This is a genomic window from Bacillus sp. FSL W8-0640, assembly GCF_038007725.1.
GTDB classification, from domain to species: Bacteria; Bacillota; Bacilli; order Bacillales; family Bacillaceae_G; genus Bacillus_A; species Bacillus_A cereus.
This window is the reverse complement of sequence record NZ_JBBOXT010000001.1, coordinates 4,577,973-4,597,849: the sequence shown is the minus strand read 5'-3', so window position 1 is coordinate 4,597,849 and position 19,877 is coordinate 4,577,973. Positions and strand designations below refer to the sequence as shown.

Sequence of the window (19,877 nt, the reverse complement as noted above, 5' to 3'; positions counted from 1 at the left end):
CTATTTTTTTATTTTTGGTAAGAAGATGAGAAATAAGATAGCAGTAATAAGTGGAATTAAGTTTAAAAATGGAATACGGAAGAGTGTAATAAGAATAATACCTGGAAGAAGAACACCGAGGACAGCGTAAAAAATGCTATGGTTTTTCGTGTACCAATACAATGAAAGTCCAATAAGTGCAGGGATAATGAGGTGAATGAGAGCCATTAAAAAATAAATCATTAGACGCCCCCTTTATTTGTGTGCTTATTACATCATATCCGTATGTTCATAGATTGATATCATTTTTTTCATAAATGGACGAAAAAAGTTTGAAAAACCGTCACAAAATATGAGAATATGATGTTTGAAATCTTGTATAATATTATTTTCTAAAAATATTTAAACAACATAAACATACTGTTTATGTTGTTTTTAATTTGAGTGAAATGGATGTAAGGAATATGAATTTGAAAGAAATTTTTTGTTGGATAGATAAAAATTACTGAAGAGGAGAACAGCATGATTAGTATGTCATTAAGATCGTTTAAAATTCAATCGTATTATTTACTAGGTTTTCTTTTACTAGGCTGGATGTTAACGCCGTTTTCAGCTCATTTTCTAGGTGCTGGAATTGGGCTTATTGTAAGTATGTATTGCGTTTGGCTTTTAGGGAGACGAATTGAGAAGCTTGGAGATAGTATTGTAAAGAAGACGAAAGCACCGACACTCGGTATGTTTAACCGTTTTGCAGCTGCAATTTTGGGTGCTATTATTATGTACGAAATTGAGCACCACATGGTTATGTGGGCATTTGCAGTAGGGATTTTGGGTGGGTATTTCTTAATTGTTGTTAATTTAGGATACTATAGCATGAAAGATGAGAAAGAACTAACAAAGAGCTAAAAAAGGTAAAAGACTTCTTTTTAGATGGGATAGATGATCCAGCCACGGATAGAAGCGGTCAGGGCCTTTTTTAGCCCCATACGATGTGAAACCCAGTAGGGATATAATGTATATATTCGAAGCTGTAATTTTATAATCTAGGTCACAGATGAAGAGATTAGCGTTTCACTTTATATAAGATATAGAAAGAAGCTTACGTTTTCACGTAAGCTTCTTTTTTATGTAAGTGTGTGTAACCGTTAAGCCGCATTGGGTTTTGTCGGTGAGTACGCGAAACTTTACGGTTACACGACACTTATTCATATGAGTAAAGGGTTATTCCAACAGAAAGTTTTAATTTAAGCGATTGGACCGCCTAAGTTAATAATGTCTTCAGATACGCTGTCGAACTTTTTGAAGTTAGCTTTGAATTCATTTGCAAGTTCGATTGCTTTTGCTTTGTAAGCAGCTTTATCAGCCCAAGTTTGTTCAGGCATTAACACTTCGTCAGGTACACCTGGTACGTGAAGTGGAACTTCAAGACCGAAGATGTCATGTTTAGCTGTTTCAGTTTTCGCAAGTTCACCGTTTAATGCAGCTTGAATCATTGCACGAGTGTAACCTAAGTTCATACGTTTACCAACGCCGTATTCGCCACCAGTCCAGCCAGTGTTTACTAAGAATACTTTCGCATCGTGTTTCTCAATTTTTTCACCAAGCATTTCAGCATAGCGAGATGCATCAAGTGGTAAGAATGGTGAACCGAAGCAAGTTGAGAATGTTGCTTGCGGAGATGTAACACCGCGCTCTGTTCCTGCTAGTTTACTAGTGTAACCACTTAAGAAATGATACATAGCTTGTTCTTTTGATAACTTACTGATTGGAGGCAATACGCCAGATGCATCAGCAGTTAAGAAAATGATTGTATTTGGGTGTCCAGCAACACTTGGCAGTACGATATTGTCGATCGCATGCATAGGGTATGCAGCACGAGTATTTTCTGTTAAAGTAGTATCGTTATAGTCTGCGATACGCGTTTGGTCATTAATGATAACGTTTTCTAAAACAGATCCAAATGTGATTGCATCGAAAATTTGTGGTTCTTTCTCGTGAGAAAGGTTTACACATTTCGCGTAGCAACCGCCTTCAATATTGAATACACCGTTATCAGACCAACCGTGCTCATCATCACCAATTAATTTACGGTTTGGATCAGCAGATAATGTTGTTTTACCTGTTCCAGATAAACCGAAGAATAATGCTACATCGCCTTCTTCACCTACGTTTGCAGAACAGTGCATAGAAAGAATATCTTGTTCAGGTAATAAGAAGTTCATAATAGAGAAGATTGATTTTTTCATTTCTCCAGCGTATTCTGTACCACCAATTAATACGATGCGTTTTTCGAATGAAACCATAATGAATGCTTCAGAGTTTGTATCGTCAACAGCTGGATCAGCTTTGAAATTCGGTGCAGAAACAATTGTGAACTCTGATTCATGAGTCGTTAATTCTTCTTCAGTTGGACGAATGAATAATTGATGTACAAATAAATTGTGCCATGCATATTCGTTAATAACTTGAATTGGTAGGCGGTAATTGCGGTCAGCGCCTGCAAATCCTTTGAAGACGAATAACTCTTCTTTTTCTTTTAAGTATTCTAAAACTTTAGTATATAATTTATTAAAATGTTCTTCAGAAATCGGTTGGTTCACAGCTCCCCAAGCAATTTTGTCAGCAACCGATGCTTCTTTCACAATAAATTTATCTTTAGGAGAACGTCCTGTATATTTTCCTGTTGAAGCAGAAACGGCACCAGTAGAAGTTAATTTCCCTTCATTTCGCATTAATACTTTTTCCACTAATTGCGGAACACTTAGTTGAATCTGTGCATTGCTTCCGTTCAGTAATTCGTGTAAACCAATTTGGACATTCACAGTACTCATATTTATATACCATCCTTTTCATTTAATGAAATATTTCTCGTAATCCCCAACAAGAGTATAACACAATTATATAAATAATGTATACTATTTATTTCTTTTTGTTTGTGTGAATGCATTATTTCCCTATTAATATTTCATTTCAGGCGTATTGAGAAAAACTTTCAGGAAAATGTGAATATTAATTGACAAATGAATATCATTTCTTTAGTATAGGTTGGGACGGATACTCTCTTATCCCGAGCTGGCGGAGGGACAGGCCCGATGAAGCCCAGCAACCTCACTTGTATTGATAAATGCAGGTGAATAGGTGCTAAAACCTGTGCGAGGCTACAGGTCTCGAACGATAAGAGCGAAGGGCAAAAAGCAGTATGCAAGTAGCAAATTAAACCTTTCCTCTATGTAAAGTAGGAAAGGTTTTTCTGTATGCTTGTGTGGGAGAATAAATGTATGTCGCAGTTTGTGGCAAATTAAGGATGAGTTCCGTACAATATATACAATTACTGTAGGGAGGTTTACCACATGACAAAAAAACGTCATCTGTTCACATCTGAGTCTGTAACTGAAGGACATCCAGATAAAATTTGTGACCAAATTTCTGATTCAATTTTAGATGCGATCTTATCAAAAGACGCAAATGCACGTGTAGCTTGTGAAACAACTGTAACAACTGGTTTAGTATTGGTAGCGGGGGAAATTACGACTTCTACTTACGTAGATATTCCGAAAATCGTTCGTGAAACAATTCAAGGCATTGGTTACACACGCGCAAAATACGGATTCGATGCAGAAACTTGTGCTGTTTTAACATCTATCGATGAGCAGTCTGCTGACATCGCTATGGGTGTTGACCAAGCGCTAGAAGCACGCGAAGGTCAAATGACTGACGCTGAGATTGAGGCAATTGGTGCAGGAGACCAAGGTTTAATGTTTGGTTTTGCATGTAATGAAACACAAGAATTAATGCCACTTCCAATCTCGCTTGCTCACAAATTAGCTCGCCGTTTAACTGAAGTACGTAAAGATGATACATTATCATACTTACGTCCAGATGGAAAAACGCAAGTTACAGTTGAGTATGATGAAAATGGTAAACCAGTACGTGTTGATACTATCGTAATTTCTACACAACATCACCCAGATGTTACATGGGAAGAAATCGATCGCGACTTAAAAGAGCACGTAATTAAAGCTGTAGTACCAGCAGAATTAATGGATGGAGAAACGAAATTCTTCATTAATCCAACTGGCCGCTTCGTAATTGGTGGACCACAAGGTGATGCTGGTTTAACAGGACGTAAAATCATCGTTGATACTTACGGTGGATACGCTCGCCACGGTGGCGGTGCATTCTCTGGTAAAGATGCAACGAAAGTTGACCGTTCTGCAGCATATGCAGCTCGTTATGTTGCGAAAAACATCGTAGCAGCTGGTCTTGCTGAAAAAGCAGAAGTACAACTTGCATACGCAATCGGTGTAGCACAACCAGTATCAATTTCAGTTGATACATTCGGCACTGGTAAAGTATCTGAAGACGTACTAGTAGAACTAGTTCGTAACAACTTCGATCTTCGCCCGGCTGGTATTATTAAAATGTTAGACTTACGTCGCCCAATTTACAAACAAACAGCAGCTTACGGCCACTTCGGACGTACTGATGTAGATCTATCATGGGAACGTACAGACAAAGCTGCAGCTTTAAAAGAGCAAGCTGGTCTATAATATATGAAAAAAAGCTTTGCGCGGTGAGCGCAAAGCTTTTTTTATTTATAATTACGTTGGAATAAAGCGAAGAGTTCAATGTCATGCCAAGTGCCGTTGCGGAATATAGCTTCTTTACAAGTTCCTTCATGTTGAAAACCAAGTGATTTATATAATTTAACTGCTCTATCGTTAAAAGAAAATACTCGTAAAGAAAGGCGATGTAAATTTAATTCTAAAAATGCATAATCCAATAATAGGGTTAAAGCTTCCTGCCCATAACCTTGCCCCCAGTAATCCTTTTTACCAATATCAATAATGCATTCAGCATTTCGATTATACGAATCAATATGAATTAAAGAAGTAATACCAATTGGAAGATGCGTAGCTTTTTCTTCAATGATATAGCTCTTAGAGTTCGAAGAATGAATAAATTGCCGGCAAAGTTTTTCTGTGTCTTGAAAGGAATATTTATCAAGAGTGAGTGTAGTTGAACTCATAACGTCTATATCATTATGCCATTTATAATATGTTAGAATATCATCTTCGGAAAACTTTCGTAACTGGATACGGTTGGATTCAAACAATGTAAACACCCCTTTTGTATTTACTGGTTTTTGTTCATTATCTCAACACACGAACTACAATAAATTTGTCCTTCTAATTCAATATACTTTTTCATATTCGTCATGCCATTCGCCGGAAAGGGCATATGAATCCACGCTTTTTCATACGTTTGTATTTCTGTTTTACATGATTTACAAAAGATTGATTTCTTTTTGAACATATGTAATCAACCTTTCATTTGACGTGCTTTACTTGCGCAAAAGGCACTACTTAGTAAAAATAGTGTCGCGAATATAATGCTTACTAATGTAGCGTATGGAATTGCGCCTTTTAAGGAAAAGCCGACAGTGATTGAAGCGATGAATAAGAGGATAAATGTTGTTGTTAATTTTTTATAAAGTTCCATACTATGTAGACCTCCAATTTATTTTTTAGTACAAGTTTTAAAATTGAATTCTATTATGTAGAAAATATAAAGAGTAGCTAAAGATGTGTAGTCTAGGAGTATAAGAAAGTACACTTTCCTTTTTGTGGGTTAGTATACTTATATTGTATCATGGCGCATGATTGGCTTCATACATAATTGTGTAAAGGTATGTATGATAAAATGAAGAAAAGTCTTTAAGAAAGGAAAGATAAAAAATGAGTGTAACTGAACATAAAAAACAAGCTCCAAAAGAAGTGCGTTGCAAGATTGTTACGATTTCCGATACACGTACGGAAGAAACAGATAAGAGCGGACAACTATTACATGAATTGTTAAAAGAAGCGGGACATAAAGTAACTTCTTATGAAATTGTAAAAGATGATAAAGAAAGTATTCAGCAAGCGGTGTTAGCTGGTTATCATAAGGAAGATGTAGATGTTGTATTAACAAATGGCGGTACTGGTATTACGAAACGTGATGTCACAATTGAAGCAGTATCAGCGTTATTAGATAAAGAAATTGTTGGATTTGGTGAGCTGTTCCGTATGATTAGTTATTTAGAAGATATCGGAAGCAGCGCAATGTTAAGTAGAGCGATTGGTGGTACAATTGGGCGCAAAGTAGTCTTCTCGATGCCAGGGTCTAGCGGAGCGGTTCGACTTGCGATGAATAAATTAATTTTACCGGAATTAGGCCATATTACATTTGAGCTGCATCGCCAATGAGTAAGTGTGCTGGAATTGTATTAGCGGGCGGTATGTCGAGTAGATTTGGTGAGCCGAAAGCGTTAGCAATTTGGAAGGGAACTACTTTTGTTGAGCATATTGTGAAAGTGATGGGAACTACTTTGCAAGACATTGTAGTAATTAGCCATACTGATATAAAAGAGCGAGTAGAGCAATTCGTACAAGTTCCTGTTATAGAAGATATCCCGCACTATAAAGGAAATGGACCGCTTGCGGGCATTGTATCAGGTATGGAATACATAGAAGCAGATTGGTACGCTATTATGCCTTGCGATGCACCAAACGTTTCGCATCAATGGTTTGCCATTTTACTAGAGCAAACGAGCAATGAATATGATGCGGTTGTACCTATTATTAATGGAAGAAAACAACCGCTACTTGCGGCGTATCATAACCGCGTGAAAGAAAAGATTTATGCTTTACTTCAGGAAGAAAAAAGAAGTATGGGCCAGCTTTTATCACTATGTAATGTGAAGTATGTTTCTGGAGAAGATGTACAAGCGAATGCGGATTGGTTTATAAATGTAAATACGAAAGAAGAATATGTGCAGGCTCAAAAAGACCTTTCAAATGAATGAAAGGTTTTTTGATATACAGAATTGGGGAACAATTGCTGTATAAAGGTATGTGAGTAAGTTGATTTTAAGGGGAATTCTTAAAATCATTATACAGTTTAAAATACTGTATAACCATATATTAATTTTTATGGGTTTTTATTACAAGTCTGTTTAGTTATGTTTATTTTTGATATAATTAATATAGAAATAAAACAATGTTTAACCTTATGTATCATTTATTAAACTAAAATTTATGACCATGTAATAAACTCCCTTCGTTTTTTTGAAGGGAGTTTTTCTATTTAAGCAAGCAACTCTGATGCGTTATGCTGCAGGACTTCTTCATATTGGTTAAGCAAACCGTGAAAGATCTCATCCCAGCTCTTTGATTTCGCAAAAGATGAAGCTGCTATTCCCATCTGCTCAAGTTTTTCTTCATTTTGTAATAAAAAATAAATGGATGATAGAAATGCATCTTCATTTTTAGGCGGACAAAGAACTCCCGTTTTTCCATCTGTAATAATATTTTTAACCCCGCCACTATTTGCACCAATGACAGGTGTACCGCATGCGAGTGATTCAAGTACGACATTTCCGAATGTTTCAGTAGCTGATGGAAACACCATTATGTTAGAACAAGCATATGCTTCAGCTAAATCTGCACTTTGTAAATAGCCAGTAAAAGTGATATTTGTTTTCGGAACAGCTTCACGTAAACTTGTTGCTAGAGGACCGTCTCCTGCAATGAGCCAATGAATATCGTTTCGAGTATGTGCTGTTTTAACGATAAGGTGTTGCAGCGTATCAATATCTTTTTCAGGAGCAATTCGTCCAACATAGGAAAGGACATACTTCGCTGTAATATTATATTTTTTTCGGAATAGGTCTGTATTGTAAGCAGGATGAAAGAGTGTGCAATCTACACCACGTCCCCATATAGAGAGGGTCTGAAAGCCTTTGTTTTTTAATTGATGTAATGTTTCAAAGGAAGGTACAAAATTTTTTTGCATATGACTATGAAACCATTTTAAATAGTTCCACAGCATATTGGAGAGGAATTCGATTTTGTAATAACGTAAATAGGCATCGAAATCAGTATGATAAGAACCGACAACTGGGATGTTTAACTTTTTTGCATAATACAATCCACAAAGTCCCATGTTGAAAGGTGTGGCAATGTGAATAATGTCAGGTTTAAAGGAAAGTAGTTCTCGTTTAATGCGCGGAGTAGGAAAAGAAAAACGACATTCTGGATATAATATTGTTAACGGGATACTTCTCATCTTATTCACATTCGCTACAAAATTATCTTCAGCTGTATGCTGAGGAGCGAAAACAGAATAGGAGATCTGTTCTTTCTGAAAATATTGTGTTAATCGCTCTAACGTTTTCGCAACCCCGTTAACTTGTGGCGTAAAAGTATCGGTAAAAATGGCGACTCTCATCATATCACTCCTTTATGTGAAAAGTGGGATGAATTGATAAAAAGAGATGATGCCAGAGCAAGTGCCAAGGCACATACCGACGAATACATCTGACGGATAGTGAAGTCCTAAATAAATACGTGAAATACCGACGCATAATGCTAACGGTAATAGGAAAGCAAGTAAGCTTGGATTATAGCAAATAAATGGAATGAAGACAGAGAAAACGGCTGTTGTATGACCAGACGGGAAAGAGTGGTCTTTTAATGGATGGACTGGATATTTTGCATCCTGAATTGTTAAATAAGGACGTTTTCGCGGATACCACCTTTTTAATATTTGCACAGGAATATGGCTAATTGCTAACGAAATAGCAGTTGCAATTGCAGCTTGATGCAAAGTTCCCTTTGCGAAAATTAAAAAGAAAAGTGTGAGTCCGATGGAGAAAGTCGCGCCACCGATATGAGTAATATTGCTGAAAAAGATATTTAATGTTTTTTGATCAAAGTAGCGGTTAATTCCTCTGAAAATGTAACATTCTATTTTATATAATCCACTGACCTTCATGAAAATTCTCCTCCCTCATCTACATATATATGGAGATATTAGCTTTTATTTTAATAAGATTTTGTTGAGGGAGTAATAAGGTTTTGTAAAGAAAAAGTTAGATTTTATATAAAAAAAGCTGCCAATCTTATGGCAGCGGAAATTTACTTCTGTAATGATTTATAATATTGACCTTTTTCAACGTATTGCGTGCGAATACGCTCCATATCTTTACGGTCTTCTTCTGTTAATTCACGAATGACTTTCGCGGGACGACCGAAAGCTAACGTGTTCGGCGGAATTTTCTTTCCTTGTGAAACGAGGCTTCCAGCGCCGATAAAAGCTCCTTCGCCAATTTCAGCACCATCTAATATAATAGATCCCATTCCAATTAAAGCATCTTTCTTAATATGGCAACTATGTAAAATGACTTGATGCCCAATTGTTACGTCGTTTTCTAAAATAAGAGGATACTGCGGGCTTTGATGAAGTGTACATTGGTCTTGTACATTTACTCGGTCTCCAATGATTGTCGGTGACACATCACCACGGATGACTGTATTAAACCAAATACTTGATTCCTCGCCAACGGAAACATCGCCTGTAATCGTAACATAGTCAGCGATAAAAGCACTACTCGCAATTTTCGGTTTTTTTTCTTTGTAAGGATATATCATGTAAAGTCTTCCTTTCCTAGAGACTAGTTTTAGTGTATCAAATTATGAGAAAGAGTGAAATGGAGGAGAGCCGTATGTGGAATTATGAAGCGGAGGAAGCAAAGGCGGTCATTGTTATTGTGCACGGCGCAATGGAATATCACGGACGTTACGAAGCCGTTGCGGAAATGTGGAATCATATCGGCTACCACGTCGTGATGGGGGATCTTCCGTCACATGGAACGACTTCAAGAAATAGAGGACATATTGATTCATTTGATGAATACATAGAGGAAGTTAAATTATGGGTGAAAGAAGCAAGAAAGTATAGGTTACCTATTTTTCTATTCGGTCATAGTATGGGTGGTCTTATTGTCATTCGTATGATGCAAGAAACGAAGAGAGAAGATGTAGAGGGTATTATTTTGAGTTCGCCTTGTTTAGGGGTAGTGACTGGACCCTCTGCTCCGCTTCAATTTGCTTCAAGAATATTAAATGTTGTGGCTCCAAAATTGCAATTTGCAACGAATCTTACGGTGGAAATGTCAACACGTAACCATGAAGTGAGAGATGCAATGGAGAATGATTCTTTGTTCTTGCGCAAAGTATCAGTACGTTGGTATAGTGAATTGATTAAGTCTATCGAAATTGCTCATAAAAAAATAGATGATTTTCCAGATGTTCCGCTCTTGCTAATGCAAGCTTGTGAGGATAAACTTGTAGATAAAACACGTGTCCGCACTTGGTTTGATAATGTTAAAATAAGTGATAAGGCTTTTAAAGAATGGCCGAATTGTTATCACGAGCTATTAAATGAGTATGAGCGTGATGAAATTTTGAGTTATATTCAGTCATTTACTGAAATGCATGTCAATAATATAGTAAAAACAAACAAATAAATAAATCATTATTTGTACATTTAATAGAGGAGATGAAGGAAGAAGTGAACGTACCGAGTAATCCCATAACGCTCATGGCGAAAGTATACCGTGATGTGTTTCCGGTTGTACACCATGAGCTAGCGATGTGGAAAGAGCGTGCCTACCATATTCCGAATGATGAGCTTCATAGTCAGGCAATCGCAAGTATTGAGCATAAAACGTTTCATTGTGAGGGCGGTGGCATTTTAGCTCTGCTAGCAAATGAACACCGAGAAGAATGTATTCGTTTTATCGTAGCGTATCAAACGATCAGCGACTATTTAGATAATTTATGTGATCGCAGTACATCACTTGATCCAAATGATTTTGCCGCACTGCATGAATCGATGTTAATGGCATTATCACCTGAAGTAGAAGGTGGCGGTAATTATTATCGTTATCGTGATGATCAAGATGATGGTGGTTATTTAGATGAACTTGTTGAAACATGCCAAGATGTTTTAAAGAAAACGAAGCACTATGACAAAATTGCTCCTGTTCTTCATGAACTTGCTTGTTATTATTGTGATTTGCAAATTCATAAACACGTGAAATTAGAAGAAAGAGAGCCGCGACTGAAAAATTGGTTTGAAGCACATAAAGAAAACTTACCAGAGATGAGTTGGTTTGAATTTTCAGCATGTGCCGGTTCTACACTTGGAATTTTCTGTCTTGTCGCATATGCCTTTCATGATGAATTACATGATGAAGATATTGCGAAAATTAGACAAGGATACTTCCCTTACGTACAAGGACTTCATATTTTGCTTGATTATTTCATTGATCAAGAAGAAGACCGTATAGGCGGAGATTTGAATTTCTGTAGTTATTACGAAAACGAGCAAGCGATATTAGATCGGATGAAACACTTTGTAGAAGAAGCAGAGAAGAGCATTGGTGATTTGCCTCATGCGAAGTTTCATCGTCTCATAAGCCGAGGGTTACTTGGTATTTATTTATCAGATCAAAAAGTATCAGCACAAAAGAATATGCACAAAATGGCACGGCGCATTGTAAAGTACGGAGGCCTCACTTCACGATTCTTCTATTGGAACGGGAAGATGTACCGAAAGAAAACAGCGCAGTGATGAAGAAAACCACTCATGTAGAGTGGTTTTCTTTTCATTATGATTGTATTTTTGAAAATACATATATAAGAAGTTCAATCGCAAAAATCACTAATACAGATAATCCAAATAAAGGCATGACAGCGCCCAGTATAACCATCATGATAAAGAAAACGAATATACTGTTCTTATCTCTTTGTTTTGGAGGTGCTGCTAATTTTCCTTTCGGCTTTCTTGCTAACCACATTTTTACTCCGTAATAAATAAGAAGTAGTAGAGATAATGTTGTTAGTAAGCATAATATTTTATTTGGCCATCCAAATAAATGTCCTTCATGAAGCGGGATGCCGTAAGTGAACCATTGTGCAAGTAATCCATAATCACGATAGTCCGTTTTGGAAATAAGCTTTCCGCTATATTGATCAAAGTAAGCTGTTATCTCTTCATTTGGTGCAACATGCATACCTGTAATACCAGAACCGCTCGATTTCGAAACAGTGAATACACCTTTCGGATCAGCTGGTAGTGAGATAACGTATGGCTTCTTTATTTCAATTCCTTTTTGTAATTCATCGACAGAAATAGCTTTCGGTTCATTTGAATCCGATTCAGGAGGAGCTTCTTTTCTTGTTGCCCATGGCAATTCTTTTACCTTTGATTCAGGCGGCGCCATATACAATTTCGGATATCCGAGCGATTCATTCGACGACGCAATTTTATAAATTTGGTTACCCATAAATCCTGACCATGGCAATCCAGATGCGACTAGCAGAACGAGTGGAATTGTAAATATAATACCGATAATAGAATGACGTCGTTTTGCTTTTTCTCGCTTATTGGATACTGGTGTGTTTTTGAACTGTCGTATACTCATATACAAACCAGTTACAATTAAAAAGATTGTCCAGCACGCCGCAAGTTCTACAGTATAGTTGATGACAGTGCCACCAACTAAAAGAGAACTATGTAATTCCCGCATTATATTGGCAAACGTTTCACTTGCGTTTTGATCTCCGACAATTTGATTATTGCTATCTAAATATACATACTTTTGTTGCCCTGTATATTCATTTGTAATCGTAAGTCTTGTATTATAATCCCCATTAAACTCACTAATTTTCGCCACACTATAATGTGGATATTTTTTCTCGGTTAAGGAAATAGAATCAGACATCGAAATAGACTCTGTTTGGGCGCTCTTCCCAAAATATAAATCTTTATAGATGAAATCTTCAACTTCCTCCCGAAATAAATACCCAATTCCGCTCAGTGACAAAGTAATAAGAAGCGGCGTAATAAAAAGCCCAGCATAAAAATGCCAACGCCAAAAAATGTAATGAAGCGAACGATTTACTTTCATACTCTTAGTTCCCCTAACCTTCCCTATATGAATAACTACTTATTTAATATAGCGAGATTAAGTGTGATTACTTTGAAAGAATTGTGAAGAAAGTTAAAAGTTTGTGGGATTTTTATTAAACATAAAACACATTTTAGAAGGAGTGTTTTCTATGTTTATGAAGATCTCTTTATATTTGATAAGTACATCCTAACAACCGCTTTCGCAAGACATTGAGAGGAATCAACAAAATCCTCACTCGCCACCACATTCAAATCGGTACATGCGATAATTACCGTATCAACTTCCTCTCTCAATTGTAAAACGAGCGCATTCCACAATTCGCGAGCTTCTTCAATCTCTCCAGATTTAATGCAAGTAATAATTTGATTAATGCTTTCCTGCCATTTTTCATGATGAATGTATTCTATATTACGCTTTGTAATCCCATCTTGGTAAATCCTAGATTGAACAGTTGCTTCTGTTGCGAGAAGAGCGACTCTTTTTATATTTTCAGGAATTGCTTGTAACGTTTCATCGACTATATTTAAAATCGGGATAGAAAGAGAACGCTGTAATTCTTCAAAATAAAGATGCGCCGTATTGCACGGCATAGCGATAAAGCTTGCGCCAGTACTTTCAAGTTTTTGTGCTCCTTCAATAATCGCTTTTTTCATCGCTTCGTGATCAATAGGGCGATCCATGTAAAACGGTGTTGGGCATGAATAAATCATCATATGAGGAAAGTCCATATCATGCTTTGCTCCGTATATTGTTTGACACCCTGCTACAACTGTATCGACGAATGGTCCAGTTGATTTTGGACCCATTCCTGCTAGTATTCCGATCATTGTGTCGTCTCCTTTAATATGTAATTAAAAACGTTTTTTGCGAACGATAAAAAGAAATAAGGTAAATAATAAAAATGAATATACGATAGCCCAAGCTGTGAGCCATAGTGTGTGAGTCAGTATATTATATTTGTATTGGCCAAGCATTAGAAAGCTTTCGACAGGTGGTAAAAACCATAATAACTCTTTTTTAAACCGGATAGATGCGATCGTTATAAGCAATATAAAGGTAAGGCTAAGCCAAGCAGTGCCTGTTTTTTGAATCATATTTCTAGTAAATAATGTTGCGATTGAAATTCCTAGTATAGAGAAAGACATGTGAGAGAGAAATCCGACTAGAAATAAAGAAACTGTCATTTTTTCATTAAACATTTGCAAAATAATTGGATAGATTACGGATATAAAAGATAATACAGTACAAATGAGAAGAGCTGTAATATATTTACCAACATATAATGCGGAAATATTATTTGTGTGAGAAATAGTAATTTGTTCTTGTACAGGGTCTTCAGTATGAAAAATTGTGACCGTAATCCAGGCAGATAATAAATAAAGCGCGAGAGCTGTTTCTAAATATGTCGGTACAATAGGAGTCGGTTTATATGTATATACAAAAAGCAAGCTCACAAAGTACATCGCAATAGGAGGGACATACTTATACGATTTTGTATAGTCGAGAAAATGGTAACGAATAAGCGCAAACATAATAAACCTTCTTTCGATTTAAAAGTTAGGTTGTAGCAGTGTGATAGATGCTTTTTTATGTAATAAAAACTGAAGTATTTCGTTTGTATATTCTTTTTCGATTTGTAATTGAATAAGATTTTGATTTGCATTGTGTGCAACGTGTATAAAACCGGATTGCTTTTGTAGTTCTATTGCTGAAAATGTGTCGTGAACGATTGCCTCAATATAGACCTGTTCCGCTACTTTTTGTGCAGAGGTATTTTCTACAATTGTATGATTTGCTAACGTCACAATTCTATCGGCGAAGTTTTCTAATAGTTGTTTTTCGTGACATGTGAAGAGTATAGATATACCTTGTTGTTTTAATGAGAGTAAAATATGTTCTAATTCTTGCTGAGAGTTAGGATCGAGCCCAGAAAGCGGTTCATCTAAAATTAATAAATGGACGTCCGTAAGTAATGCTTGCATAATACCTGTTTTTTGTTTCATACCTTTTGAAAAGTTTCGTACAACGGAATGTCTTGCATGATGTAAGTGAAAAGTCTCAAGGAGCATCGGAATTTTATTTCTTAAATATGTTGTTGATAAGCCGTGAATGCAGCCGAGATGAAATAAATAATCCGCTAATGTAAAACGAATTCCTTCAGGAAAATGTTCAGGTACATAACCAATTTGTATATGTTCTTTTCTTTTGAGTGTCCCTGCCGTAGGTGAAATAAATCCTGCAATTATTTTGAGCAGAGTACTTTTTCCAGTCCCGTTCCCGCCGATAATAGCGAGCGCTTCTCCTTCTGGAATGGATAAATCAATGTTGTCTAGTATAAGTGATTTGCTATACTTCTTTTGAATTCCCCTTAGTTCTACTAGCAAAGTTCTATCCTTCTTTCTTTAAATAGTGTATATATCCATTATATAGGAGAATAACAAAAAGACGTGCAATGAGTGCACGTCTTTTTTTGTTATGTTTTGTCGAATCGTCGATATATCCGAGAAATCGTTGATATATTGTAAGTTATGATAGATATATCGAAAAAATCGTTTATATATCCCGAGTTACGATAGATATAATTGAAAAATCGTTGATATATTACCCCGCATTAACGGGCAGTAAAACTCCCACCTTAAAATTCGCCTGGAGCAAAGATGTTAGGTGGGAGATAAACTGCCCATAAATGCCCGATTGGTTCAACTAATAATCAGTGGGGATTCCCCCCACTGATTAAAGTTTCACTTTATCGTTTCTCAATCGCCACAATAAATGGCGGATTATTTTGCTGGTTAATGAAGCCATATCGCAGTACGTGAGCTTGTTTTTGGTCTAGTTCTTCTGCAAATTTGAGAACAGCGTCGCGTTCTACTTGTCCTTCTGGGTGTCCGTGGTAAATGACGAGGACGATGATACCTTCAGGTGCCATTACTTCTAGTAATTGTTCAATTGCCGAAATTGTTGAGTTTGGTTTTGTAACGATATGCTTGTCACCGCCAGGAAGGTAACCTAAGTTGAAGATAGCGCCTGTTACTTTTCCTTTTGCGTCTTCTGGTAGTACGGATAGAAGTGTATCGTGACTATCGTGAACTAAAACAGTACGTTCAAAAAGTTCTTTTTCTTTTAGACGAGTTGTTGAGCTTTCAATCGCTTCTTTTTGAATATCAAATCCAAATACTTTTCCGCTATCCCCAACAATTTCAGCTAGGAAGCAAGTGTCATGACCATTTCCAAGTGTTGCATCTACAGCGTAGTCGCCTTCTTTAACAGCCGTTTGCAGCAGTGTGCGAGCAAACGGTAATACACGTTCTAATTTCATTGTTGTTTCTCCTCATTTGCATATTTTCCTTGCCAGCTTCCGCGGCGTACAAATTCTGCATCGATGGAATTTAATACTTCCCATTTATTTAAGCTCCACATTGGACCAATCATTAAATCAGGTGGGCCGTCACCTGTGATACGGTGCACAATTACGTCTTCTGGAATAATTTCAAGTTGGTCAACAACAAGACTTACGTAATCCTCAAGAGAAAGGAATTCGAGTTGTCCTTTTTCATATTGCTTCACCATTGGCGTTCCTTTTAATAAGTGAAGTAAGTGGATTTTAATTCCTTGTACATCAAGTTTCGCTACTTCACGAGCTGTTTCCATCATCATGTCGTAATCTTCAAGTGGAAGACCGTTAATAATATGAGAGCAAACTCTAATGCCGTGCTTACGTAATTTATTTACGCCTTCCACGTAAGACGGATAATCGTGAGCGCGATTAATAAGGTTTGCAGTGCGTTCATGAACGGTTTGTAGTCCAAGTTCAACCCAAAGATACGTACGTTTATTTAAGTCCGCTAAATATTCAACGACATCGTCTGGTAAACAATCTGGACGAGTTGCGATAGAAAGACCGACAACATCTTTTTCTGCTAGAAGCGGTTCGAATTTTTCTTTTAACACTTCAAGTGGTGCGTGTGTATTTGTGTACGCTTGGAAATAAGCGATACATTTTCCATCTTTCCACTTTGAGCGCATTTTTTCTTTCATTTCATGATATTGTGTTATAACATCATCGCGGCGATCACCAGCGAAGTCGCCAGATCCGGCAGCGCTGCAAAATGTACAACCACCGTAAGCAACTGTACCATCACGGTTCGGACAATCGAAGCCAGCATCTAATGAAACTTTAAAGATTTTTTCACCAAATTCATTTCGTAAATGGTAATTCCATGTATGATAACGTTTATTGTCGTTTGTATATGGAAAAGGGTTTTGAACCTTCATTATTTTCCCTCCTAAGCCGAGTCAAAATGAAACAAAATCCATTATAACATACTCATAAGGTAGAGATGGAAGGGACACACTAAAGGGGAATTGAAGCAAGGAGGGACAATTATGGCAGAGCGTCAATCACTTGAATCGTATATTACACAAGCGGAACAAGCGGTGGAATATGCAAAAGAACAATTAGAACAAGGCATGAGACAAGAGCATTACAATACGATGGAGTATTCAGATGCACAGTTACAATTAGAACAAGCGTATAACGATTTACAAACGATGCAACAACATGCGAATGATGAGCAACGTGAGCAATTAAATAGAGCACGTATGGCAATTCGCCAATTGCAACATCAAATGATTATTACACCGCACTAATAAGGAGTGAATGTAATGGCGAAACGTTCAGATCAAAATAACCCAGAGCAAAAAACACAAAATGGACATAACGCTGAGTTTTCGAATGAACTTGATCCCATTGTTCAAGTAAAACAGCGTAATAGTAAAAAAGGACAACCTCAAAAATCAAAACAATCAGAGTAAACCAGGTCGAAATATGACCTGGTTTTATTTTGCTATATGACAATAGTGTAAGATTTCTGTAAGGTTTGCCGATAGTTGTAATTGTCCTTTTCCAGTAGAGTAAGGGAGGATTAAATTTTGGACAAGGAGCTGCTTTATGGGGAACAATATTACAAACAAACGAATTGATGAGTTAGATTACATTCGTGGCTTCGCATTACTGGGGATTATTTTAGTAAATATTTTAGCACTACTTAATATTAAAACTCCAGATCCTAATACAGTAGATGCTAGCTATCAAAGGTTTCTATACTTATTTGTAGAAGGTCGTTTCTTCTCGATTTTCTCATTCTTATTTGGAGTGGGATTCTATATCTTCATTACAAGAGCGATTGCGAAAGGGAAAAATGGATATGTTCTATTTTTCCGCCGCGTAGTTGCATTATTTATTTTTGGTTTGATTCATTACATGTTTCAGCCTGGAGAAGCGTTAACGTTATATGCAATTTGCGGATTAATCGTTTTACCGTTTTATAAAGCGAAAAAACAAGCGAACTTAGTAATTGGTCTTATTTTGACAATAGCCTTTAGTGTAATGGGTGTTAAAGAACTATTACCACTTGGTTTAATTTTATTAGGTCTTGCTGCAGGACAATATCGTGTATTTGAAAATCTTTCAAAAAACATAAAGCAAGTCGCTATTTTTACAGGCATTATGTTTGTTTTAAGTGTGGCAGCTGTATGGTATCAATATGGACACGTGCCTGCTGGCCCATTTGTAAATATGATATTGATGAATGAAGATGGAACAATGGATGCTGCAAGCCAGTTTCTAAAAATTGGTATTACTGTTGGACCAATTATTTCAGCTTTCTATGTAGGAGCATTAATTTTATTACTTCAGTTAAAACCAGTTCAAACATTATTAGCACCATTGAAATACTACGGTCGTATGGCTTTAACAAATTATATCGGACAAACGGCAATGATTTTAATTGCTGGTAGTGTATTTAACTTTGCAGGTAACTTAACATACATGCAGACGCTATATGTATGTATCGCAATTTATGCAATTCAAATTGTGTTTAGTGTAATTTGGATGAAAATCTTTAAAATGGGTCCATTAGAATGGGTTTGGCGTGTTATTACGTACTGGACGGTAACACCTTTAAAGAAATAAAGTGAAACTTTAATCAGTGGGCTGTTCCTTTCGCGGAACAGCCTATTTTTATTGTCATCTTTTGTCGATAAGTCGATATATTTTGGTAATCGCTGATAAAAGTGTAAGAATCGCCGATATATTTGAAAAATCGCTGATAAAAGTGTAAGAACCGCTGATATATTTTAACAATCGCCGATATAATTTCATTTACCGATTTACTATGTCGAAATGTGAACTAGTATGAAAAGCCAACCTTACACGCATCCATTTTCTATCTTACAAAAGTGTAAGGTAATTGTAATGTTAACAAATAGCAGTTCACTTCTAAAAAGCGCAAAATAGGTAATGGAAAAACAAGCGTAGGAGGATATATATGACGAAACCAGTTGTAGACGTGAAAAACGTTCAAAAAGTGTACGGTAAAAAAGGTGAGAACCAATCACACGCGTTAAAGGGTGTTTCATTCTCAATTCAAGAGGGTGAGTTTGTTGGAATTATGGGACCATCTGGTTCCGGTAAAACGACATTATTAAATGTAATTTCAACGTTAGATAAGGCAACAGGTGGCGTTGTTGAAATTGCGGGAACGGATATTACAAAAATGAAGCAAGGTGAGCTTTCAGATTTCCGTTCGCAAAAATTAGGATTTATCTTCCAAGATTTTAACTTATTAGAGAACTTATCTATTTATGAAAACATTGCACTTCCACTTTCTCTTCAAGGTGTCGCATCACGTAATATTGGACCGAAAGTAGAAAAAGTAGCGGATATGTTAGGGATTACAGAAATACTTCAAAAGTATCCATCTGAAGTATCTGGTGGACAGAAACAACGTTCAGCAGCAGCGCGTGCTTTAGTGCATGAGCCGGCAATTATTTTAGGGGACGAGCCAACAGGAGCGCTTGATTCTAAAAATGCAACGAGTTTACTTGATGCGATGACAAACTTAAATAAAGATCAAGGCGTATCGATTATGATGGTTACGCATGATCCATATAGTGCAAGTTACTGTCAGCGTATTTTATTCATTCAAGATGGTGAGCTATATAAAGAAATTCATCGCGGTGGTACGCGTGAAGAGTTCTACAAAGAAATTTTAGATGTACTTGCAGATTTAGGTACACAAAAGGCGTAAGAAAG

The 19,877-nt window shown here is 36.6% G+C and carries 24 protein-coding genes and 1 riboswitch; of the genes, 10 read left to right on the top strand and 14 right to left on the bottom strand.

All coding sequences use genetic code 11. The features are described 5' to 3' along the window. Positions 1–222 (bottom strand): hypothetical protein, encoded by a 222-nt coding sequence (locus tag N2V80_RS23790; RefSeq protein WP_000639042.1) that lies wholly within the window; start codon positions 220–222, stop codon positions 1–3. A 279-nt stretch (positions 223–501) separates the two neighbouring features. Here N2V80_RS23790 and N2V80_RS23785 point away from each other — a divergent pair, with 279 nt between their 5' ends. Next, positions 502–885, top strand: coding sequence for an ATP synthase subunit I (locus N2V80_RS23785; RefSeq protein WP_000624933.1), 384 nt, complete (start codon positions 502–504; stop codon positions 883–885). A gap of 338 nt (positions 886–1,223) precedes the next feature. Here N2V80_RS23785 and pckA read toward each other — a convergent pair whose 3' ends face one another. Further along, a complete protein-coding gene (pckA, locus tag N2V80_RS23780; RefSeq protein WP_061654615.1) occupies positions 1,224–2,810 on the bottom strand; it encodes a phosphoenolpyruvate carboxykinase (ATP) in 1,587 nt (528 codons plus the stop codon). A gap of 228 nt (positions 2,811–3,038) precedes the next feature. Next, positions 3,039–3,160: riboswitch (SAM riboswitch) on the top strand. A 169-nt stretch (positions 3,161–3,329) separates the two neighbouring features. Here pckA and metK point away from each other — a divergent pair. Next, positions 3,330–4,529 (top strand): methionine adenosyltransferase, encoded by a 1,200-nt coding sequence (metK, locus tag N2V80_RS23775; RefSeq protein WP_000163123.1) that lies wholly within the window; start codon positions 3,330–3,332, stop codon positions 4,527–4,529. A 41-nt stretch (positions 4,530–4,570) separates the two neighbouring features. Here the strand turns inward: metK and N2V80_RS23770 are convergent, their stop codons facing one another. The 3 genes from N2V80_RS23770 to N2V80_RS23760 are packed head-to-tail and all read right to left on the bottom strand — an operon-like array spanning position 4,571 to position 5,481. Then, on the bottom strand, positions 4,571–5,095 hold the full coding sequence (locus tag N2V80_RS23770) for a GNAT family N-acetyltransferase (protein ID WP_000464120.1): 525 nt from the start codon (positions 5,093–5,095) through the stop codon (positions 4,571–4,573). Between the two features lie 20 nt (positions 5,096–5,115). Continuing rightward, the gene (locus N2V80_RS23765) at positions 5,116–5,295 is read right to left on the bottom strand and encodes a hypothetical protein (protein ID WP_000473617.1); all 180 of its coding nucleotides are present in this window, start codon (positions 5,293–5,295) and stop codon (positions 5,116–5,118) included. A gap of 6 nt (positions 5,296–5,301) precedes the next feature. Beyond that, positions 5,302–5,481: a hypothetical protein gene (locus tag N2V80_RS23760; protein WP_000424800.1), complete on the bottom strand. Its 180-nt coding sequence runs from the start codon at positions 5,479–5,481 to the stop codon at positions 5,302–5,304. Positions 5,482–5,717: 236 nt separating this feature from the next. On the opposite strand from N2V80_RS23760, the gene N2V80_RS23755 reads away from it, so the two are divergent. Together N2V80_RS23755 and N2V80_RS23750 are read left to right on the top strand one after the other, a co-directional pair. Further along, entirely contained in the window at positions 5,718–6,227 is a 510-nt protein-coding gene (locus N2V80_RS23755) for a MogA/MoaB family molybdenum cofactor biosynthesis protein (protein ID WP_000117124.1), read from the top strand. Further along, positions 6,224–6,826, top strand: a complete 603-nt coding sequence (locus N2V80_RS23750; protein ID WP_000030834.1) for a molybdenum cofactor guanylyltransferase — start codon at positions 6,224–6,226, stop codon at positions 6,824–6,826. The genes N2V80_RS23755 and N2V80_RS23750 overlap by 4 nt, the downstream gene beginning before the upstream one ends. 281 nt (positions 6,827–7,107) lie before the next feature. Here N2V80_RS23750 and N2V80_RS23745 read toward each other — a convergent pair whose 3' ends face one another. The 3 genes from N2V80_RS23745 to N2V80_RS23735 form a co-directional block, all read right to left on the bottom strand. Further along, a complete protein-coding gene (locus N2V80_RS23745) occupies positions 7,108–8,250 on the bottom strand; it encodes a glycosyltransferase family 4 protein (protein WP_061654614.1) in 1,143 nt (380 codons plus the stop codon). A gap of 12 nt (positions 8,251–8,262) precedes the next feature. Next, positions 8,263–8,796, bottom strand: a complete 534-nt coding sequence (locus tag N2V80_RS23740; RefSeq protein ID WP_000868595.1) for a phosphatase PAP2 family protein — start codon at positions 8,794–8,796, stop codon at positions 8,263–8,265. A gap of 143 nt (positions 8,797–8,939) precedes the next feature. Further along, positions 8,940–9,452, bottom strand: coding sequence for a gamma carbonic anhydrase (locus tag N2V80_RS23735; RefSeq protein WP_000640186.1), 513 nt, complete (start codon positions 9,450–9,452; stop codon positions 8,940–8,942). A 74-nt stretch (positions 9,453–9,526) separates the two neighbouring features. Here N2V80_RS23735 and N2V80_RS23730 point away from each other — a divergent pair, with 74 nt between their 5' ends. Together N2V80_RS23730 and N2V80_RS23725 are read left to right on the top strand one after the other, a co-directional pair. Beyond that, a complete protein-coding gene (locus tag N2V80_RS23730) occupies positions 9,527–10,330 on the top strand; it encodes an alpha/beta hydrolase (protein WP_000267424.1) in 804 nt (267 codons plus the stop codon). A 44-nt stretch (positions 10,331–10,374) separates the two neighbouring features. Continuing rightward, positions 10,375–11,439 carry a tetraprenyl-beta-curcumene synthase family protein gene (locus tag N2V80_RS23725; RefSeq protein WP_001102461.1) on the top strand — a complete coding sequence of 355 codons (1,065 nt, stop codon included), beginning with the start codon at positions 10,375–10,377 and terminating at the stop codon, positions 11,437–11,439. 37 nt (positions 11,440–11,476) lie between these two features. Here N2V80_RS23725 and N2V80_RS23720 read toward each other — a convergent pair whose 3' ends face one another. The 6 genes from N2V80_RS23720 to N2V80_RS23695 all read right to left on the bottom strand — a co-directional run bounded on the left by N2V80_RS23720 (position 11,477) and on the right by N2V80_RS23695 (position 17,056). Continuing rightward, the gene (locus N2V80_RS23720; protein ID WP_061654613.1) at positions 11,477–12,778 is read right to left on the bottom strand and encodes a PepSY-associated TM helix domain-containing protein; all 1,302 of its coding nucleotides are present in this window, start codon (positions 12,776–12,778) and stop codon (positions 11,477–11,479) included. A gap of 155 nt (positions 12,779–12,933) precedes the next feature. Continuing rightward, entirely contained in the window at positions 12,934–13,608 is a 675-nt protein-coding gene (locus N2V80_RS23715) for an aspartate/glutamate racemase family protein (protein WP_061654612.1), read from the bottom strand. Between the two features lie 24 nt (positions 13,609–13,632). Next, on the bottom strand, positions 13,633–14,313 hold the full coding sequence (locus tag N2V80_RS23710) for a hypothetical protein (protein WP_000457775.1): 681 nt from the start codon (positions 14,311–14,313) through the stop codon (positions 13,633–13,635). Positions 14,314–14,331: 18 nt separating this feature from the next. Next, positions 14,332–15,165 carry an ABC transporter ATP-binding protein gene (locus N2V80_RS23705; RefSeq protein WP_061654611.1) on the bottom strand — a complete coding sequence of 278 codons (834 nt, stop codon included), beginning with the start codon at positions 15,163–15,165 and terminating at the stop codon, positions 14,332–14,334. A 362-nt stretch (positions 15,166–15,527) separates the two neighbouring features. Further along, entirely contained in the window at positions 15,528–16,100 is a 573-nt protein-coding gene (locus N2V80_RS23700; protein WP_000764497.1) for a class I SAM-dependent methyltransferase, read from the bottom strand. Beyond that, a complete protein-coding gene (locus tag N2V80_RS23695) occupies positions 16,097–17,056 on the bottom strand; it encodes a TIGR01212 family radical SAM protein (protein ID WP_000868034.1) in 960 nt (319 codons plus the stop codon). The genes N2V80_RS23700 and N2V80_RS23695 overlap by 4 nt, the downstream gene beginning before the upstream one ends. Before the next feature lie 111 nt (positions 17,057–17,167). Here N2V80_RS23695 and N2V80_RS23690 point away from each other — a divergent pair, with 111 nt between their 5' ends. From N2V80_RS23690 to N2V80_RS23675, 4 genes are all read left to right on the top strand, one after another. Further along, on the top strand, positions 17,168–17,431 hold the full coding sequence (locus tag N2V80_RS23690; RefSeq protein ID WP_000840871.1) for a YtzC family protein: 264 nt from the start codon (positions 17,168–17,170) through the stop codon (positions 17,429–17,431). 15 nt (positions 17,432–17,446) lie between these two features. Beyond that, positions 17,447–17,596, top strand: coding sequence for a hypothetical protein (locus tag N2V80_RS23685; RefSeq protein WP_001129340.1), 150 nt, complete (start codon positions 17,447–17,449; stop codon positions 17,594–17,596). Positions 17,597–17,732: 136 nt separating this feature from the next. Next, a complete protein-coding gene (locus tag N2V80_RS23680) occupies positions 17,733–18,755 on the top strand; it encodes a DUF418 domain-containing protein (protein ID WP_000527734.1) in 1,023 nt (340 codons plus the stop codon). Positions 18,756–19,110: 355 nt separating this feature from the next. Next, positions 19,111–19,872: an ABC transporter ATP-binding protein gene (locus tag N2V80_RS23675; RefSeq protein WP_000165837.1), complete on the top strand. Its 762-nt coding sequence runs from the start codon at positions 19,111–19,113 to the stop codon at positions 19,870–19,872. Positions 19,873–19,877: the final 5 nt, after the last annotated feature.

Bases quoted from the DNA above. Each gene is read 5' to 3' on its own strand.
- N2V80_RS23735 (WP_000640186.1), bottom strand. From the start codon at position 9,452: ATGATATATCCTTACAAAGAAAAAAAACCGAAAATTGCGAGTAGTGCT.
- N2V80_RS23785 (WP_000624933.1), top strand. From the start codon at position 502: ATGATTAGTATGTCATTAAGATCGTTTAAAATTCAATCGTATTATTTA.
- N2V80_RS23755 (WP_000117124.1), top strand. From the start codon at position 5,718: ATGAGTGTAACTGAACATAAAAAACAAGCTCCAAAAGAAGTGCGTTGC.
- N2V80_RS23740 (WP_000868595.1), bottom strand. From the start codon at position 8,796: ATGAAGGTCAGTGGATTATATAAAATAGAATGTTACATTTTCAGAGGA.
- metK (WP_000163123.1), top strand. From the start codon at position 3,330: ATGACAAAAAAACGTCATCTGTTCACATCTGAGTCTGTAACTGAAGGA.
- N2V80_RS23790 (WP_000639042.1), bottom strand. From the start codon at position 222: ATGATTTATTTTTTAATGGCTCTCATTCACCTCATTATCCCTGCACTT.
- N2V80_RS23720 (WP_061654613.1), bottom strand. From the start codon at position 12,778: ATGAAAGTAAATCGTTCGCTTCATTACATTTTTTGGCGTTGGCATTTT.
- N2V80_RS23685 (WP_001129340.1), top strand. From the start codon at position 17,447: ATGGCGAAACGTTCAGATCAAAATAACCCAGAGCAAAAAACACAAAAT.
- N2V80_RS23680 (WP_000527734.1), top strand. From the start codon at position 17,733: ATGGGGAACAATATTACAAACAAACGAATTGATGAGTTAGATTACATT.
- N2V80_RS23675 (WP_000165837.1), top strand. From the start codon at position 19,111: ATGACGAAACCAGTTGTAGACGTGAAAAACGTTCAAAAAGTGTACGGT.
- N2V80_RS23710 (WP_000457775.1), bottom strand. From the start codon at position 14,313: ATGTTTGCGCTTATTCGTTACCATTTTCTCGACTATACAAAATCGTAT.
- N2V80_RS23760 (WP_000424800.1), bottom strand. From the start codon at position 5,481: ATGGAACTTTATAAAAAATTAACAACAACATTTATCCTCTTATTCATC.
- N2V80_RS23745 (WP_061654614.1), bottom strand. From the start codon at position 8,250: ATGAGAGTCGCCATTTTTACCGATACTTTTACGCCACAAGTTAACGGG.
- N2V80_RS23765 (WP_000473617.1), bottom strand. From the start codon at position 5,295: ATGTTCAAAAAGAAATCAATCTTTTGTAAATCATGTAAAACAGAAATA.
- N2V80_RS23730 (WP_000267424.1), top strand. From the start codon at position 9,527: ATGTGGAATTATGAAGCGGAGGAAGCAAAGGCGGTCATTGTTATTGTG.
- N2V80_RS23700 (WP_000764497.1), bottom strand. From the start codon at position 16,100: ATGAAATTAGAACGTGTATTACCGTTTGCTCGCACACTGCTGCAAACG.
- N2V80_RS23750 (WP_000030834.1), top strand. From the start codon at position 6,224: ATGAGTAAGTGTGCTGGAATTGTATTAGCGGGCGGTATGTCGAGTAGA.
- N2V80_RS23715 (WP_061654612.1), bottom strand. From the start codon at position 13,608: ATGATCGGAATACTAGCAGGAATGGGTCCAAAATCAACTGGACCATTC.
- N2V80_RS23695 (WP_000868034.1), bottom strand. From the start codon at position 17,056: ATGAAGGTTCAAAACCCTTTTCCATATACAAACGACAATAAACGTTAT.
- pckA (WP_061654615.1), bottom strand. From the start codon at position 2,810: ATGAGTACTGTGAATGTCCAAATTGGTTTACACGAATTACTGAACGGA.
- N2V80_RS23690 (WP_000840871.1), top strand. From the start codon at position 17,168: ATGGCAGAGCGTCAATCACTTGAATCGTATATTACACAAGCGGAACAA.